Source organism: Acinetobacter sp. 766875 (assembly GCF_000582055.1).
Taxonomy (GTDB): Bacteria; Pseudomonadota; Gammaproteobacteria; order Pseudomonadales; family Moraxellaceae; genus Acinetobacter; species Acinetobacter nosocomialis.
The window spans coordinates 482,250-499,449 of the sequence record NZ_JEXX01000001.1 but is presented as its reverse complement, the minus strand read 5'-3'; the positions used below and the strand labels follow the sequence as shown (position 1 = coordinate 499,449).

The window sequence follows — 17,200 nt, the reverse complement described above, 5'->3', positions numbered from 1 at the left end:
AAATTGTTCAGTAAAAGTTTGCTAAAAGTGCTTTTACTGAGCCTTATATTAATCTACGTTCTCATTATCCGAGACATTATCTTTATTTAGAATACGCCCTTCTTGTTTTGGTCGAATCAATGGCGCTGTCGGTCTTGGATGATGAGTATGTGTATATTGCATACCTACCCCTGCATTTACGTCATCTGCTGCAATTTCAGTTTCAAAACGCTCATTATCCAGATCTCGAATTTCCTCAGTAATTCTTTCTACTTCGTCTTCATCTACGCCAAGCTCTTGTAAAATAACGCCGCCAAACTTGATTGCAGATTCAAATGTTTCACGAATCATAAAGTCCACTTTTTGTTTGACTAAATGCAGTGAGTGCTCGCGGTCATATGAACGGACTAATAGTTTTGCTAAAGGAAATTCATGAGTCACAAGTTCTACAATCCTATTGGTCGTTTCCTTGCTGTCGACACACACCACAATCGCTTGCGCTGTTGCAGCACCGGAAGCATGTAAAATATCTAGACGGCAACCATCGCCATAATAAATTTTAAAACCAAATTTTTCAGCGTTTCGGATCATGTCGGTATTATTATCAATAATGGTGACATCAACACCTCTTGCTAACAATAATTGACTGGTGACCTGTCCAAAGCGCCCAAAACCGATCATTAACACACTACCACTTAGCCCGTCGGCAATATTGATATTTTCTAGTGAAACCTTCGTTTTTGCTTGAGTAAAACGTTTGAAAATAATACCGACAATTGGGGTCAACACCATTGAAAGCACAACAATGGCGGTTAAGTTAGATTTAACGGTACTATCAATAACTTGTGCGCTTAATGCAGCCGAGAAAAGTACAAAGGCAAACTCACCTCCTTGAGCCATAAGTAAAGCGCGATCCAATGCTTCAGTATGAGAGCTTTTCGTTACTCGAGCGACTATATAAATCATGAGCGCTTTGGCAAGCATCAGCGCAATTACACCACTCACAATGAGCTGCCAGTTTTGAGCAACTACCGATAAGTCCAATGACATGCCAACACCAAGGAAAAAGAGACCCAGTAAGATTCCTCGGAACGGTTCAATATCGGCTTCAATTTGATGTCTAAAGGTCGATTCAGATAAAAGCACACCCGCTAAGAAAGCACCCATTGCCATAGTCAAACCACTGACTTGCATGAGTAATGCCGCACCTAATACAACTAATAAAGCCGCGGCAGTCATAACTTCTCGAGCTTTAGCAGCGGCCAAGAGTCTAAATAATGGGTTAAGTAACCAATACCCTGCCGCAATAAGCCCTACAATTGCGAGTAAACCAATTCCTATGCTTTCTAGACGTACCACTGTGCTTTCGACCACATGATTTGGTGCCATAAAAGCGACAATGGCCAGCAAAGGTACAATCAATAAATCTTCAAAAAGTAAGATGGCTACAATTTTTTGCCCACGAGGTTGAGTCAAATCACCACGATCGCCCAATAACTGCATCACAATGGCAGTCGAGGTTAATACAAACCCTGCCGCACCAATAAAAGCGACTTGCCACGTAAAACCAAACAACAACCCGACGCCAGTCAAAGCCAGCGCACAAATGATAATCTGTAGCGTACCAAGACCAAAAATTTCGCGTCTAAGACTCCATAAATGTGATGGTTGCATTTCCAAACCAATCACAAATAGGTACATCACAATTCCTAATTCGGCAATATGCAAAATTGCAGTGGAATCTTGAAAAAAAGCAAAACCAAATGGGCCAATAATCAGACCTGCAATTAAATAACCTAATACTGAACCTAAACCAATACGTTTAAAAATAGGGACTGCAATAACAGCCGCTGCCAATAAAACTACGGGGGCAACCAAGCTAATTGAATGTGCTTCTGAGCTCATACATTTCTCATTTTATTTATCTGCAATTTATTCTATGTGAAACGAGGTTTAAGGGCGATTATTAGTTTTGAGAAAAAGCATCCTAAAAATAAAATGGCTTGAGTCATACGAAAATAAAAATTGAGCCTATAAATAGGAATCAAATATTCATAGACAAACACCCATAAAAAAAGCCCTGACGGGCTTTTTTTATTTTATTAAACGATGAACTTCAACATAAGCTGAATCACAGTCGCATTAATTAAATCGACGAAGAATGCACCACAAAGTGGAACAATTAAAAATGCCTTATGCGATGGACCATACATGTTGGTAATCGCTTGCATATTTGCTACCGCTGTTGGTGTTGCACCCATACCAAAACCACAGTGGCCTGCTGCTAGCACTGCCGCATCGTAATTTTTGCCCATAATACGGAACGTCACAAATGCTGCATATAAAGCCATCGTAATGGTTTGAGCACCTAAAATAACCACAAGCGGACCAGCTAGGTCGGCAAGTTGCCAAAGCTTTAATGAAAGCAATGCCATAGCTAAATAAAGTGACAAAGACGCATTACCAAACACATCAATCGCACGGTCAAAAATATCAATTTTCAACACGCTTTCTAAAATATTTCTTAAGATTACACCGCCACCCAGTGCCCAAACGAAAGTTGGTAACTCAAACCAAGTTCCCTTACTAAAACCAGTCATAAATTCAGCAAACGCCAAACATGCTGCAAACATACCCAACGTGGTAATTGCATTATCGGCAGTAATTAAACGAACTTGATGTGGGTTTTCAAATGGCGCGAGGTCATCCGAATTTTGTTCAACATGCGTATCACGATGTTGGATTTCAGCATTGGTTTTTGGTTGAGCAAGGCTATAACGATTGATGAGCAATTTCGCTAACGGGCCACCAATCACACCACCAATAATCAAACCAAAAGTCGCACTCGCCATACCCAGTGCTAAAGCACCTTGAATGCCATGCTGACTTTCTAAGATTTCACCCCATGCACCTGCTGTACCATGACCACCAGTTAAAGTGATTGAACCTGCAATCAAACCAATCAGTGGGTCTAAACCCAATAAAGTCGCAAGGCTCATACCAACAGCATTTTGCACAACAATAAATGAGGCCACACAAATTAAGAAGATGACTAAAGCAGTACCACCTTCTTTAAGCTTCATAAAATTGGCACTTAAACCAATTGAAGCAAAGAACACGAGCATAAAGCTGGTTTGTAATTCGCTACTAAAAACAATGCTGTACCCCCACAAAGTGTGGACAAGTAAAGAAACTACAGCAGCAACCAAACCACCCGCTACAGGTTCAGGGATATTATAACGTTTTAAAAAATCAATCCGATTGACAAGAAAGCGGCCCAACAATAAAACAATGACCGCCGAAATTAGCGTATAAAAACCATTAAAAACAAATTCCATATATATTACATAGACTACTTTCTGATTACATTCCTAATCGATTGTAAAATAATTATATTTTATTTTTGCATATTTAAAAAAAACACAAACAAACTTTACAAAATCCCTATTTATTTAAGAATATCTAAATAAATCAAAATATTATTTTGAGTATTTAGTAAAAAATTACGATGTACTCTCTCTTAAATTTCGATATTGTTTCGGAGTCTGATTGGTCCAACGCTTAAATGCCCGCGTAAAATGAGTGACCTCTGAATAGCCCAATTTTTCTGAAATATAAGAAATACTATATTCATGATGATTCAATAATTTTTTTGCATGACGCTCTCGGACCTGATCTAGCAAAATTTGGAAAGTAACTCCTTCTTTTGCTAACTGGCGTTGTAATGTTCTTTCAGTTAAGTGCAACTTGTCGGCAACATCTTTCATTTTAAAGAAGCCTTCTACTTCATCAAAAAGTAACTCACGAACTAAAGCCGTAAGTGGATGTTTTTCACCACGTTTAGCAGCTAATTTGTTTAAATCATGCTTACACTGTTCACGAGCTAAACGTGCCGCCAATGGATCAGCCATAATTAATGGCAGAGCTAAAAATGCTTCAGAAAAAACCAATCGATTGAATGGCTGATTAAATTGAATTTCACATGGCAATAATTCTTGAACTTGTTCCAAGAAAGCGGGTTCTGGGTAATTTAATTCGGCTTTTATTTCTAGTTTTTGTCCCGTAATGGCATTCGACATTTGGGCAAAGCCCACCATCAAAAATGTCATTCCTACAATACCCATTTTAAAGTTTGTCATGGGTTGATCTAAATATAAAAAAGCTAAATCGTTTTCTATTTCAAGACGAGGTTTTAACGCTGGACAACGTAGTCCAATGAACTGTTCCATGACATTTAAAGCTTCACCCAAATTTTGTGAAACCATTGCAGCAAGACCAACCGAACCATGACAAGACACGGTCATTTGCAGGCCAAGATAGATACCTAATGCAGGCTCATTGGTCAGTTCGACTGCTCTATTCAGTAGATCATTAAAAATATTGAAATCTAAATACCAAAAGGGTTCCAACAGTTGCTCAACAGAAACTCCACTTCCTTCCAAGAGTTCTTCAGGAGATACATTTAGCTTTTGGACGACATCAGCCATAAGGCTGACATAGGTTCCTGGTAAAGACGGATTCACAATACGCTCTCTTTATTTTTCTCGATAAAATGTCGTGAAATGGTCAAAACTGTCATTTCAAGAACTATGACACATATTTCATATTCGGCATAGTAGCTCTTACTAAGTTGCCGCATTTTTATCCACTTTGTACAGGATAAAAATCTAATAAAGATTGGTGAAATATGAAAGCTCTGGTTACTGGTGGTGCTGGTTTTATAGGTTCCCACATTGTACGTACTTTACTCAATGAAAATTACGAAGTACGTGTACTGCATTTACCTCAAGAAAAATTAACCAATTTAGAAGGGTTAGATGTTGAGTTAATTGCAGGCGACATTACCGACCCAGCAAAAATGGATGAAGCAGTATCTGGTTGTGATTTGGTTTTTCATACTGCCGCAATTTATGCCTTATGGCTTCCAAAGCCTGAGCTTATGCGTAAAGTCAATGTTGAAGGAACACGAACCGTACTCAATGCTGCAAAAAAGGCTGGTGTTAAACGTGTTGTTTACACCAGTACAGGCGCATGTTTTGCAGGTCAACCAAAAGGCATTCAGGCCACCGAAACCAGTCCATTTGCTTTAGGCGCGACTGGAGATGCATACGTTTTAACAAAATTTGAAGCACATCAGGTTGCCTTACAGTTTGCCGCGGGCGGTTTAGATATTGTGATTGTCTGCCCGACAGGTCCAATAGGTCCTCAAGATATTGCCCCAACCCCGACAGGAAAACTTTTACTCACCATCGCTACCATGCCTGCCCTTGCTGTACCAGGTGCAATTAACAACATGGTTGATGTACGCGATGTAGCAAAGGGCCATGTCTTGGCTGCGCAAAAAGGTAAAAGTGGTGAAACCTATATTTTAGGTAATCGAGATCTTGACGGCGTAGCGATGGCAAAAACAGTCCATCAACTCTTGGGCATCTGGCGCCCAGTAATGATCATTCCAAGTGTAGTTGAAGGCGTCTCATCTCAACTTGCGGGCCATGCAGCTTTGTGGGTAACAGAGCATATTACTCATAAAGCTCCCCTTGTGACGCCTTCAGCAGCCAAAATCGGTCAGCTCGGCACCTCATTTAATTGTACAAAAGCCGTTCAAGAGCTTGGACTTCCACAAACGCCCGTTGAAATTGCAGTACGTGATGCATTGCAGTGGTTTGCAGCCAATGGTTACGTCAAATCTCGTAGCTTGATCAAAAAAATTGAGTCAATTTCGATCTGATTTAAGTAGGCAGGATTCTACTATGAGCACATTTATTGATCATCATATTGTTGCACGGAAAGTACAGTTTGATTTTTCTCAAACACCTCGGCATTGGGTTCCAAATGATGTGTTAACGACACATGTGCTGAACAGCATGCATGTTCTTTTACCTGCTGTTGAGCACTGGTTTTGTCGCCTTGCAAACAAAACGTTACCCTATGTTGAAGATAAAAACCTGAAAGCAGATATCCGTGGTTTTATTGCCCAAGAAGCGGCCCACGCCAATGCACATAAAGGTGCAGAGATTTATTTTCAGACCCATGGCATAGATCCAACACCTTTTAAAGATTTTTTAAACTGGTTCTTTAAAGATGGCTTTATGGGCGATACTCCTTTTGGAATTTATGGTCCTTTTAAGCGCTATCCAAAACAGTGGCTCGCTTTTCGTATGGGCATTATTGCAGGGCTTGAACACTATTTTTGTTTCTTTGGTACATGGGCTTTAGATGCAGAAGGCCTAGAAGGTGCAGATCCAGCCATGCTAGATATTGTACGCTGGCACGGTGCCGAAGAAGTTGAGCATCGCACAGTTGGCTATGATGCTTATCGAGCTTTAGCTGGAGACGGCGTTAAAGGCTATTTAGGCAGACAGCTCAGCATGGGGTTTGCTTTTGCTGCAATGGTTGGTTTCTGGCTCGGTTCAACGGTCTATCTTTGTCATCTCGATGGAACCAAAGAAGCCCAAAAAATTGCTAAAAAAAATCCATTGGCTTTAGTTTGGTTATTTCAAAAAACTGCAAAGAAAAAGAAAAGCTTACCTGATCTCGGCATGATTTTGACTGCTTTAAAAGGATGGAGCAAATTGAGCTATCACCCTGAACATGATGGTGATGTCGAAAAAGCTTTAGCTTATTTAGCTCAATCGCCCGCCGCTCAATTAGCCGCAGAAGCATATGCCAAAGCACTTTCTTCAAAATTGAAAAGCTGAGCAGTGCCATGATTCAAGTCGAGCAATTAACCTTATGCCGTGATGGACTCACTTTGCATGGGACTCTATATGGTGAAGCTGATGTCCCTTTGGTGGTACTTATACATGGTTTCCCAGACACACCGCATAGCTGGGACCACGTATATCCTTTACTCGTGAAAGCAGGCTATCAAGTTTTTATCCCTTGGCTGCGTGGTTATACCCAAGATTCTGTAAATCGGCAGGCACATTACGGTCTCGCCTCTGCTCTTGCAGATTTAGCAGCTTGGTTAGAGCTTTTAAAAACGAAAGGACGCTTAAAAAATAAAGCTCACCTCGTTGGACATGACTGGGGAGCTGCGATTGCAATGAGCTTTGCAAGTCGGCAATCCGAAGCTTTGCATAGCATGATTTTGTTGGCCGTTCCTCCTATTCCAAATCTTAAGGATATTGTTAAAGCCATACCTAATTTCCCGCGTCAGCTCTACATGTCTTCTTATATGTTGCTCATGCAATCAAGATTTGCTGAACAGGTGCTATCTCGTAATAACGCAAGTTTTGTAGAAAAAATTTGGCGTAAATGGTCACCTACTTGGAAATTTACTGAGTCGGATTTTTCACCTACTCGCGCGGCTTTTCAAAATCCAGATATTGCTTGGGCAGCTACCCGCTATTACCACAACTTATTTGCAGTTTTAAATTCTGACAATCTCAGAGCAAATCGGCATTTATTAAGTCCAGTCACCACACCCACACTGGCTTTAGCGGGTTTAGACGATGGCTGTATGAATATACGGTTACATCAAGCTTTAGCTCAGACATCTTATTTCCCGCAAGGAATTGAGAGTGTCTACGTTCCCGGCTGCGGTCATTTTTTACAAGCCGAACAACCCAACATTATCGCTCAGTACTTAATTCAACATTTTCAGAAGACTGATCGCTCCACTTAAGGCTGCACGCAACTCTATCAGCCAAGTCATTTATACTTTATTTCAGGATTTTTCTATGAATAAATTAGTCAAACCCTCTACTCAGGCTCAACTTGTAGATGTACTTATTATTGGAGCTGGTCCCTCAGGTTTAAGTACTTGCATCAAGTTAAAAGAGCAAGGAATTAAAAACGTCATCATTTTAGATATGGCTAGCCGTATTGGTGGCACATGGGCTTTAAATGATTACCCGGGCCTATTTTGTGACGTACCGAGTGAAATGTATTCTCTAGGTTATGCTCCAAATCCAAACTGGTCGCGAACCTATGCGCCTCAAGCCGAAATTCGACAATATTTAGAAGATGTGGCTCATAAGTTTGAGATTGTGAACCAAATTAAACTTAACACCGAAGTCACGCATGCCGAATGGAATAATGACTTAAATCGCTGGCTCATTAGCACACGTGATGGTAAAAAATATAGTGCAAAAATCTTTGTACCTGCGACAGGTTTTATTGGCGAAGCAAAAATGCCGAGCTTCCCGGGTCAAGAAAATTTTAAAGGCACTATGTTTCACTCAGGTAAGTGGAATCATGAGCATGATTTAACAGGTGAAAAAGTAGCTGTGATCGGTAGCGGCGCTTCAGCTATTCAATTTTTACCAGCCATTCAGCCTAAAGTTGGCCATCTTTATAGTTTCCAACGTACGCCTTCATGGGTTTTACCAAAACCGGACTTTGCCGTTCCCAATATTGTAAAAGTTACCTTTAAAAAAGCGCCAATTTTAGAAAAAATTATTCGTGAAAGTGCGCTGTGGAGTCTAGAACCTTCACTTCCTATTTTCATGAATGAAAACATCATGCGAAAACTGCATGCCTTAGGAAAGTTAAATATCTTTTTAAGTATTAAAGACCCAGAAATGCGTAAGGCATTAACACCTACGCATACCTTAGGTTGTAAGCGCCCAATGTTTTCTAATAACTGGTATACAGCTTTAGCCAAACCGAATGTGACTGTCCTCTTTCAGGGCTTGTCTCATATCACTGAAAATGGTGTAGTTGGTGAAGACGGGAAAGAAATTAAAGTAGATACCATTATTTTTGGTACTGGCTATGCGGTCGCAGAACCTGCGATTTATAAAATTATTAAAGGTGCAGCAGGCCGTAGTTTAAGCGATGTATGGCAGCGTCAACCGCGTGCATATATGGGGATGTCAATTCACGGCTTCCCTAACATGTTTATGATGCTAGGTCCAAACTCTCAAAACACTGTGGGTTCAGTGATGTGGACCGCTGAGCAGCAATCCGTTTATATCGCAAAAATGGTGAAATTAATACAGCAGCAACGTCTGGACCGTATTGAAGTCAAAGCAGATGTTCAAAAACGTTTTAATGACCGTATAGATAAGCGATTGGCTAAAATGCCGGTAAGACCAGATGTTTGTAAAAGCTATTATCTAGATGATGCAGGTCGTAACCATATTATTTGGCCCGAGTTTGGTTTTGTGATTAAACATAAACTGCATCACGTCAATTTGAAAGACTACGACGCCACAACCAAAGTAATTAAAGTAGTCGCTTAATAAACCCATTCAATCTAAGTAAAAAAAGATCAAGATACCGAAGTATCTTGATCTTTTAATAAGTACCAATTAAAAACCAAACAACGAAGCAAGCCAATTAAAGAAACTAAAAACAACGTTATTGGTAGTTTTAGGTTCAGTTGTCGGCTGTGAAGTTGTTGGTGGATTAGTTACTGACGGTTGAGTCGTTGGCTCTACTGACGGCGGTGTAGTTGGTGGTGTTACTGCTCCAGTTTGGTTTCCGGCAGCAGACCATTTTACCAATACATCATTGATTTGATTAGTATATTGACAGATTACAGCACCGTATTTATCAGTACCCGCAATACCGTTATTAATACCAATTAAAGTATTATCATCTGACAGCCAAGGCCCACCTGAGTCCCCTGCATTCATAGAAGCAGTTGCTTTGTAGTAAATCCCTCGTGCTAATGGTGAAGAGCCTACATCTCGAATATTGACATACGAAGTGCCATATAAATTTGCAGGTAAGGCTGCGCCTGTAATACTACGACCTAAGTAAGCCGTTACATCACCACGCCCAATATTTTGCCTTGCTTCAGTTTGACTACATGCGGCTGGAATTTTGGCTATGGTTGCACCGCTATTATTATCAATAGGATGAGATAGACGTATTAAAGCGATATCTACATCGGGAATCTCAACCCAGCCCTCATCTTTTTTAAAAGATGCTGCTTGAGCTTGAGATAAAAAGCTCGAACCATATTTCACAGCTCCGCCAAGTGCATAGCCTTGATTCGCACTATCACCCCAAACTGCCGCCGTACAATGTGCCGCCGTTAAAACTACATCATTGCGAATTAAAACTCCTCCACAAGTATTACCTGATGTCTGTGAGAAAAAAAGGAAAGGTTTGGTGACGGTAAATTCTAGTTTTACAAAAGAACTTGAGTTATCTGCTGCCATGGCTGAAGAACTGTATATAACTAATGCTAGAACATTAATTAGTCCCCCAATATTCTTTTTATACATGTTTGTCTCCTTCAAATATTTAGAAGTATTTAGGCTGCTATGACTATTTTTTGATAAATATTTCACAAGACTGCGATGATTTATCAGCCAGAGATTAACCACTTAACTTCTTGAGGAGAACTTCATTTCACGACATAACTGACCATTTCACGACAATATAAAATCATTTTAATTTCTATTTATTTTTCATAAAGTTAATCTATAAAAAATAATCAAAATTTAAGTTTTTTACTGCTTTTAATTTAGTTATCGATAACCTAACAGGTCTTGATCGAGTTGATTAAACTGCTCTTCTAAAAAATCCAATAACCTTTTGATGGCAGGTAATAATCCTTTTCTAGAGGCATAAGCCGCATGGACTATACCGCTTGTAGGTTTCCATTCAGGTAAAACCACAATCAGTTCTTTACGCAAAATATATTCGTGAGCCATCATAATCGGTAAAGGAGCAATACCTAAGCCATGAATAACAGCCTGTAATACCCCGGTCATGTCATTCACGATTAAATCAGGGTCATGCTGGAAATGAGTTGTTCCATGCTCCTGATGATGAAGTACCCACACACTTTGCTGTTCTGCATTGCCAAGCCCAATAGTTCTGAACTGATGCAATTCATCTAAAGTTTGAGGTATCGGCTGCTTAGACAAAACCCGAGGGTGCGCGACTAAACACTGATCACTGGTCACAAATTTTTTCATGACCAAGCCACTATCTTTGAGTGGCGGATAGCGAACACGAAAAGCAATATCAATTCCTTCATTTAAGACATCAACATTCCGGTTGGTCACATCAATATAGATTTTTATTTTTGGGAATTGCAGCATAAATTTAGTGAGAAACTCACCCATATGATGATGTAATAACGCAGGCGGACAAGACACCCGAATCGTTCCACGCGGCTCTGACTGATTTAAATCAATAAATTCTTGGGCATTTTCAGCATCGATCAAAATCGCGTGACAGTATTGATAATATTGTTGGCCGAGTTCAGTCACACTAAATTGTCTAGTGGAACGATGCAATAAACGTACACCGAGTCTTTCTTCTAAAAATGCAACTCTTCGGCTGAGTTTAGATTTTGGAATATCGAGCGCTCTAGCGGCAGCAGAATAACCACCATATTCAACAATTTTTGCAAAGTAATATAGATCGTTTAAATCCTGCATTTCCTACCTCTTATTGTTCAAATAATAGAACACTAAAATCAAATTTCGGCAGCTTCTAGGCTCATATTTTCGTTATATCTTAATTAAACAAGAAGTGAATAACTATACAAAAACAGCTATCCCCCTGTTTTATTTAGTCATCCTTCCGACTTTAAATTTATCGAAATAAAGTGGAGCATAAAATGAGTACACCAGCAAATTTTAACGGTCAAGCACCCGTAATCGACCCAAATAATGTTGCAATGCTACTAATCGATCATCAAAGTGGCTTATTTCAAACTGTAAAAGATCTTACTGTTCCTGAGTTACGTGCAAATGTGGTTACTCTGGCTAAAGTTGCAACCCTATGTAATGTACCTGTCATTACTACTGCTTCTGTTCCTCAAGGTCCAAATGGTCCTTTAATTCCAGAAATTCACCAGTTTGCTCCTCATGCACAATATGTTGCCCGTAAAGGTCAAATTAATGCTTGGGATAACCCTGACTTTGTTGAGGCAGTCAAAGCAACAGGTAAAAAACAACTGATTATTGCCGGTACTATTACCAGCGTATGTATGGCTTTCCCAAGTATCAGCGCAGTTGCTGAAGGTTTCCAAGTCTTTGCAGTCATTGACGCATCTGGAACATATTCATAAATGGCTCAAGAAATTACATTAGCTCGAGTTGTACAAGCTGGTGTAGTGCCAATTGATACAGCGGGTGTTTGTTCGGAGCTACAAAAAACATGGCATCGTAGTGATGCAGCAGACTTTGCAGCAGCTTATAGTGCAATTTTCCCACCGTACCAATTGCTCATTGAAAGCTATCAAAAAGCGCAAGATGTTGTTAAAAACAATGAAATGCTAGATTCTGAAAGAACCTAATTCATCAGTTTTTCAGCTTAAATGTCCAATCTCTTACGATTGGACATTTAAAATAAATCTATTAAAACCCAAGCTGTGCTTTAGTGCGCTCTTCCAAAGCTTTTGAGTCGTGTTGTTCTGGATGAAAATCTAATTTGTAATAGTCCAAATAATCTTTCCATAAAGTACTTAAAAAACCATTCTTTCCAAGAATTAATACATTAAATTCTTTTAGGTGGAGTAACTTCCATGCGGAAAAGTGAGTTATGCCCAAATACACCGTACCCGCTGCCATTATTCCTGCCATATATAAAGTCACAAATGGCATCACAAGAAGCCGAATGAAATTGCCCCCAGAGACATCTTGATATAAATCGAAGGCCACACTTTTATGTTCGCTTTCTTCTACCGCATGCCATAACCAGATATTTTTTAAAGTTTCATTACTCGATAAACGCTCCTGCAAATCGGAACGTCTCATAATCTGCCGTGCAATAATGGCCGTAAAATGTTCAGCAGCCGAAGTAATTGCTAATTGCTGGGTTGGTGTGAAATATTTTTTCAGCCTAGCCATTAACCATTCCACATTGGCTGAAACAGGCTCGGTATCAAGTCCAGATGACTGTATAAGTTGGTTCAGATGTTCATGTTCTTTGGCATGCATCGCCTCTTGTCCAATAAAGGCTGCAATATCTTTTTGAAGTCTTTCTGTTTTAGCCTGATTTTGTAAGTTTCTTACACTATGTACAAAAAATCGTTCACCCGCAGGAAACATGGCAGACAAGGTTGCCAGCCAGTACTCCCCCCAAGGGTTATCCTTAAATAAAGTAGGTTCAGACTGATTAAAATTAAAACTCATATGGCGCACAGGAAAGTGAGCACCGCGATCAAAGACTTTAGCTAGAATTCCCATTTTTTATTCCTTCATTCTTTCATTGAATACAATTCAATGGATTTATTTTTCTATCGGTTTTGAGCTACATAAATGTACGACATCTAAATAGCTAGGCGGTTTAGGCACTTTGCCACGGCTATATAACAACTTATGCAGTTGGGGAAGGCGATAATAAGGAGCGGAAGCCATCAAATGATGTTCCATATGAAAATTTACACGTATAGGTGCCACAGTCATACGCGCAATCCAACCAGCAGAAGTAGTACGAGTATTACGAAGCGTATCGGGTACAAGCTCTAAACACGCATGCTCTGCCATTGCACGAATACGTACAAATACAGTAAAAGGGATGGCATAAGCTATTATCCAAATCAGAAATAACCAAGCATGCCCCGTCACAGCAAGGATGAGATATAACGCAAGATTAGTCACAAAAGTTGGCCAGAAGTCCTTGATAAAGTTGGTAACGTAACGATGCCATGGCCAACCACGCGTATCTGCCCGCTCACCTGTTGCATCAGACCACTTCAGTACGCCAGCACTCATCAAAATTCGGCCAATAAAGAATTTAATCCCTGTTAACCCAACCAAATCACGACCAAATTTTCGAATTAAAGATTTTTTAGTCACAGGTAAAGCTTCATATATTGGGCGATCAGGATCAAAACTTGCTGTTGTATTCGCATGATGCACCATATGGTGGGCACGAAATTTATGTACATCATTCCAAATAAATTTGGCCGATGCCCAATTAGCGAATACGTCATTCATCCAGCGGCTTTTAAAGAGTGTATAGTGTGCTGCCTCATGCATTACAATCGCCAATGCCAAATGGCGTCCCCCTAAAACCACTGTTCCTATGCATACAATAGGAACTGCGAAATACCAAGGTAAGTAGTCAATTGCCAGAGCCATGACTGTAAATGCTAAGCCAATGATTAACCATACAGAGAAAATGCACCATAATCCCCATAGATTTGAACGCTGAGAAAATTGGCTAATCTCCTCTCGACTAAGAAAGTCGCTTATACGAGTTTGTTTATCCGTAATCATCACTCGCCCTGCTCTACACTATTTAATGGGTGTTGATTGGTTTGACGATTAGACAACATATGAATAACTTGCGCATAAGTTGGCGGCTCTGGAACATGGCCACGTTCTCGTAACATCTGATGCATTTTTGGCAACTTAAAGAAAGGCACTGCCGCCATTAAATGATGTTCCATGTGATAGTTCACTCGAATGGGAGCAACAAAGGCCCGAGCCAACCATCCTGCTTTTGTGGTTCGGGTATTCGTTAAAGCATTATTGCTTATTTGAGTACCAGCATGCTCAGCCATAGACCGAATACGAATAAAAAGTGGAAATGGGGTTAAATAAGCAAGAGGCCAAAGTAAATATAATTCTGGACGACCAAAAGCCCATAAAATGCCAAAGATAGAAGCATTAGCAATAATTGCCTTACTACTATTTTTAAGAAATACTTTTGGATAGTCATACCACTGACGGTTTTCACGCGGTAACCAAGTTAAGTCATTCGCAACTGTCCATTTCAAAACTTCAGCATCCATCAAAATACGGCCCACTGTAAATTTAAAACCTGTAATACCAACTAAATCACGTAAAAATTTACGAGTTAAAGACGTTTTCGTGGTTGGAAAGCCTGCGACTAATGTTAAGTCAGGATCTTCTGGTGTTGATGTTTTGGCATGATGACGTATGTGGTGAGCCCGATATTTATGTACGTCATTCCAGATTGGGCGTGCACATAACCAATCGACCAGATAATCATTCATCCATTTTGTTTTAAACAAGCTATTGTGTGACGCGTCATGCATCAATATTGCCAAGGCTAATTGGCGTCCCGCCATTACAGCCAATGCTGCCAAACAAATCAGCAATTTACCCCACCAAGGTAAATAACTCCAAGTTAGTCCAACACCTGCAAAAGTTGCTCCAATAACGGCCCACGTAGAACCTACTGCCCACAAACCATGTATATCCGACGGCTCAGTAAGCTCTTTAATTTCTTCACGACTAAATAACTCAGTCACACTCACACGCGTATTCATCTTTTTTTTCTCCTAAGCGGGATTGAGAAGACTTAATTCATTTCACAAATTAAACTTTATTATAAAATATGAAATATTTCTATTATTTTTATAAAATTTATTTTTTGTAATATTTAAATTAAAGAAAAAGAAAGCTTAAGGATATGTTTTTCATATCCTTATTCATTTGTAATCAAATAAAACTAACTTTACTGAACAGACTTAAATAACTAATTTATTAGAATATTAAAGAGATTTCTTATAATTTTGATTGGTTCATTTCTTTAATAACATTAGGTATACCATCTCTATGAAATGCTTCAAATGGTTTTGATTTTTCATGATCAATCAATGGAAAGAAAGGTGAAACTAAAGATGCTCCCCCATCAATTCTGACGTTCATCCCTGTTATAAAAGAAGCTGCTGGCGACAGTAAAAAACACATTAAAGCTGAGACTTCTGATTCTGTAGCCATTCGTTTTAAAGGGATTTTTGAAGACACTGTAGGGATCATGGCTTTCATGCCATCTTTATAAGAGTCGAGACCTGAGGCCATTACCCATCCTGGTGCAACAGCATTAATTCTTACCCCAGCTCTAGCCCATTCGAGTGCTGAAGTTTTAGTAAGGTTATCGATACCAGCACGAGCAGCTCCAGAGTGTCCCATACTCGGTAAACCGCTCCACATATCTATTGTCATATTCACAATACTACCGCCCGTTTTCACCATACTTTGATTAAAAACTTCTCTCATCATAAGAAAAGTACCCAGCAAGTTATTGCGGATTACACTATCAAAAGCATTAGCAGACATAGTTTCAAGAAATGCAGGGAATTGACCACCTGCGTTATTGACTAGTCCATTAATCTGGCCGAACTCTTCAACAATAGAACTAACTGTTTGTTTTACTTTCTCTTCATCACGATTATCACATACTCGATAAGATGCCTTACCTCCATCTTCAATAATTTCTTGTTTTACTTGTTGTAGTTTTTCTTCGGTCCTACCTGTAAGAATGACTTGCGCACCTAAGGAAGCCAGTTCATGAGCAGTACACCGGCCAATACCCGAACCGCCTCCAGTTACTATAATTATCTGATCTTTAAAAATATCCTTTGCTAAAGCTGATTGATATAAAGGCATATCCATACTCCTGTAATCATGCTCTTCTATTAATTAAGAATTTTAGGAGTTACATCCGCAACGGCGGGTAATTCTAAATTTAATAAGCTCGTTGCGGCTGTACCAAAAGTTAGTTCATGTAACTGTTTCCATAATCTTTGCCCAACTTCATCTAACTTTTTAACATCTGCAGTAAATTGCTCCCTTGCCTCAACATTTACAAAAGGTTCAGGGAGTAAAGGATCATTCATTAATAAAGAAATTGTCTGGCGGCCCAGTAATAACGATTCTCTTGCAGCATCCTCAAGGCCTAAAGCAGGTACTCGACTGAGCCAATGCTGAATAATATGGCTATATTTTTCATAATTTTTATTTAAGTTTTCGGTTTGCCATAAATCTTTAATCATCCCTGTCGTAATCTGATCAAAGGAATTGATATGGCACATCTTGGCTCCTGACTCCAAGCCTATAGATTTCATATGCTCTAGCATGCCTTCCAAAGAAATAACCAAGTTATCTGGTCGAATATATACACTTGGTTCAAGTTCACGAAATCCGTATTTTTTAAGTGCTCTTTCTCTTCTTTTTAAAGCTGTACGGTCAACACGCCCCAATGTTCCTGTAAGAACACATAAATACTTTTGATTCCAAGCTTTTGTTTCTTTTAAACCTGCTCTTCGGTTTAACATTACATCTGCCCATTCAAGAGATTGCTCACTTAACTGATAAAATCCTCTTTCAGCAGAAACAATGACCCCTTCACTAGCTAAACGAGTGACAGCAACTCTTATTCCGTTTTCACTAATTCCAAACAGCTTTGCAGCAAGGATCATTTCTTTAATTGAAATTATTTTACCTTCTGAAGCCAGTAACAGATCTGTGATTAAAGTACGTGCATTAATTTTTTGTGTAGTCATCTCATTTCCAGATCGAAAAATTTAAAATTTGTGAGCACTCTAAAC

The 17,200-nt window shown here is 39.5% G+C and carries 14 protein-coding genes and 1 pseudogene; 5 read left to right on the top strand and 10 right to left on the bottom strand.

Annotated elements, in window-relative coordinates:
* Nucleotides 1–48: 48 nt before the first annotated feature.
* The 3 genes from J576_RS02260 to J576_RS02250 all read right to left on the bottom strand — a co-directional run bounded on the left by J576_RS02260 (nt 49) and on the right by J576_RS02250 (nt 4,502).
* Nucleotides 49–1,884, bottom strand: a complete 1,836-nt coding sequence (locus J576_RS02260) for a monovalent cation:proton antiporter-2 (CPA2) family protein (RefSeq protein WP_002049175.1) — start codon at nt 1,882–1,884, stop codon at nt 49–51.
* A gap of 197 nt (nt 1,885–2,081) precedes the next feature.
* A complete protein-coding gene (gltS, locus tag J576_RS02255) occupies nt 2,082–3,317 on the bottom strand; it encodes a sodium/glutamate symporter (RefSeq protein WP_002049330.1) in 1,236 nt (411 codons plus the stop codon).
* 165 nt (nt 3,318–3,482) lie between these two features.
* Complete coding sequence (locus J576_RS02250) at nt 3,483–4,502, bottom strand: AraC family transcriptional regulator (protein WP_002049216.1); 1,020 nt, start codon at nt 4,500–4,502, stop codon at nt 3,483–3,485.
* Between the two features lie 164 nt (nt 4,503–4,666).
* On the opposite strand from J576_RS02250, the gene J576_RS02245 reads away from it, so the two are divergent.
* The 4 genes from J576_RS02245 to J576_RS02230 are packed head-to-tail and all read left to right on the top strand — an operon-like array spanning nt 4,667 to nt 9,167.
* The gene (locus J576_RS02245; RefSeq protein WP_002049308.1) at nt 4,667–5,707 is read left to right on the top strand and encodes an NAD-dependent epimerase/dehydratase family protein; all 1,041 of its coding nucleotides are present in this window, start codon (nt 4,667–4,669) and stop codon (nt 5,705–5,707) included.
* A gap of 22 nt (nt 5,708–5,729) precedes the next feature.
* Nucleotides 5,730–6,677, top strand: coding sequence for a metal-dependent hydrolase (locus J576_RS02240; protein ID WP_002049195.1), 948 nt, complete (start codon nt 5,730–5,732; stop codon nt 6,675–6,677).
* An 8-nt stretch (nt 6,678–6,685) separates the two neighbouring features.
* Nucleotides 6,686–7,606: an alpha/beta fold hydrolase gene (locus J576_RS02235; protein ID WP_002049242.1), complete on the top strand. Its 921-nt coding sequence runs from the start codon at nt 6,686–6,688 to the stop codon at nt 7,604–7,606.
* A gap of 55 nt (nt 7,607–7,661) precedes the next feature.
* The gene (locus J576_RS02230) at nt 7,662–9,167 is read left to right on the top strand and encodes a flavin-containing monooxygenase (protein ID WP_002049184.1); all 1,506 of its coding nucleotides are present in this window, start codon (nt 7,662–7,664) and stop codon (nt 9,165–9,167) included.
* Nucleotides 9,168–9,236: 69 nt separating this feature from the next.
* Here the strand turns inward: J576_RS02230 and J576_RS02225 are convergent, their stop codons facing one another.
* Both J576_RS02225 and J576_RS02220 read right to left on the bottom strand, forming a co-directional pair.
* The gene (locus tag J576_RS02225; RefSeq protein ID WP_002049142.1) at nt 9,237–10,160 is read right to left on the bottom strand and encodes a trypsin-like serine protease; all 924 of its coding nucleotides are present in this window, start codon (nt 10,158–10,160) and stop codon (nt 9,237–9,239) included.
* 246 nt (nt 10,161–10,406) lie between these two features.
* Nucleotides 10,407–11,327: a LysR substrate-binding domain-containing protein gene (locus tag J576_RS02220; protein WP_033855475.1), complete on the bottom strand. Its 921-nt coding sequence runs from the start codon at nt 11,325–11,327 to the stop codon at nt 10,407–10,409.
* 182 nt (nt 11,328–11,509) lie between these two features.
* Here J576_RS02220 and J576_RS02215 point away from each other — a divergent pair.
* Nucleotides 11,510–12,190 (top strand): annotated as a pseudogene (locus J576_RS02215) (hydrolase).
* 61 nt (nt 12,191–12,251) lie between these two features.
* Here J576_RS02215 and J576_RS02210 read toward each other — a convergent pair.
* From J576_RS02210 to J576_RS02190, 5 genes are all read right to left on the bottom strand, one after another.
* Nucleotides 12,252–13,082 (bottom strand): metal-dependent hydrolase, encoded by an 831-nt coding sequence (locus J576_RS02210; RefSeq protein WP_002049246.1) that lies wholly within the window; start codon nt 13,080–13,082, stop codon nt 12,252–12,254.
* A gap of 42 nt (nt 13,083–13,124) precedes the next feature.
* The gene (locus J576_RS02205; RefSeq protein ID WP_002049167.1) at nt 13,125–14,117 is read right to left on the bottom strand and encodes a fatty acid desaturase family protein; all 993 of its coding nucleotides are present in this window, start codon (nt 14,115–14,117) and stop codon (nt 13,125–13,127) included.
* Nucleotides 14,117–15,136, bottom strand: a complete 1,020-nt coding sequence (locus J576_RS02200) for a fatty acid desaturase family protein (RefSeq protein WP_002049345.1) — start codon at nt 15,134–15,136, stop codon at nt 14,117–14,119. Before J576_RS02200 ends, J576_RS02205 begins: the two co-directional genes overlap by 1 nt.
* Before the next feature lie 238 nt (nt 15,137–15,374).
* Entirely contained in the window at nt 15,375–16,259 is an 885-nt protein-coding gene (locus tag J576_RS02195; protein ID WP_033855474.1) for an SDR family oxidoreductase, read from the bottom strand.
* A 29-nt stretch (nt 16,260–16,288) separates the two neighbouring features.
* Nucleotides 16,289–17,155 carry a PaaX family transcriptional regulator C-terminal domain-containing protein gene (locus tag J576_RS02190; RefSeq protein WP_002049138.1) on the bottom strand — a complete coding sequence of 289 codons (867 nt, stop codon included), beginning with the start codon at nt 17,153–17,155 and terminating at the stop codon, nt 16,289–16,291.
* Between the last annotated feature and the right edge of the window lie 45 nt (nt 17,156–17,200).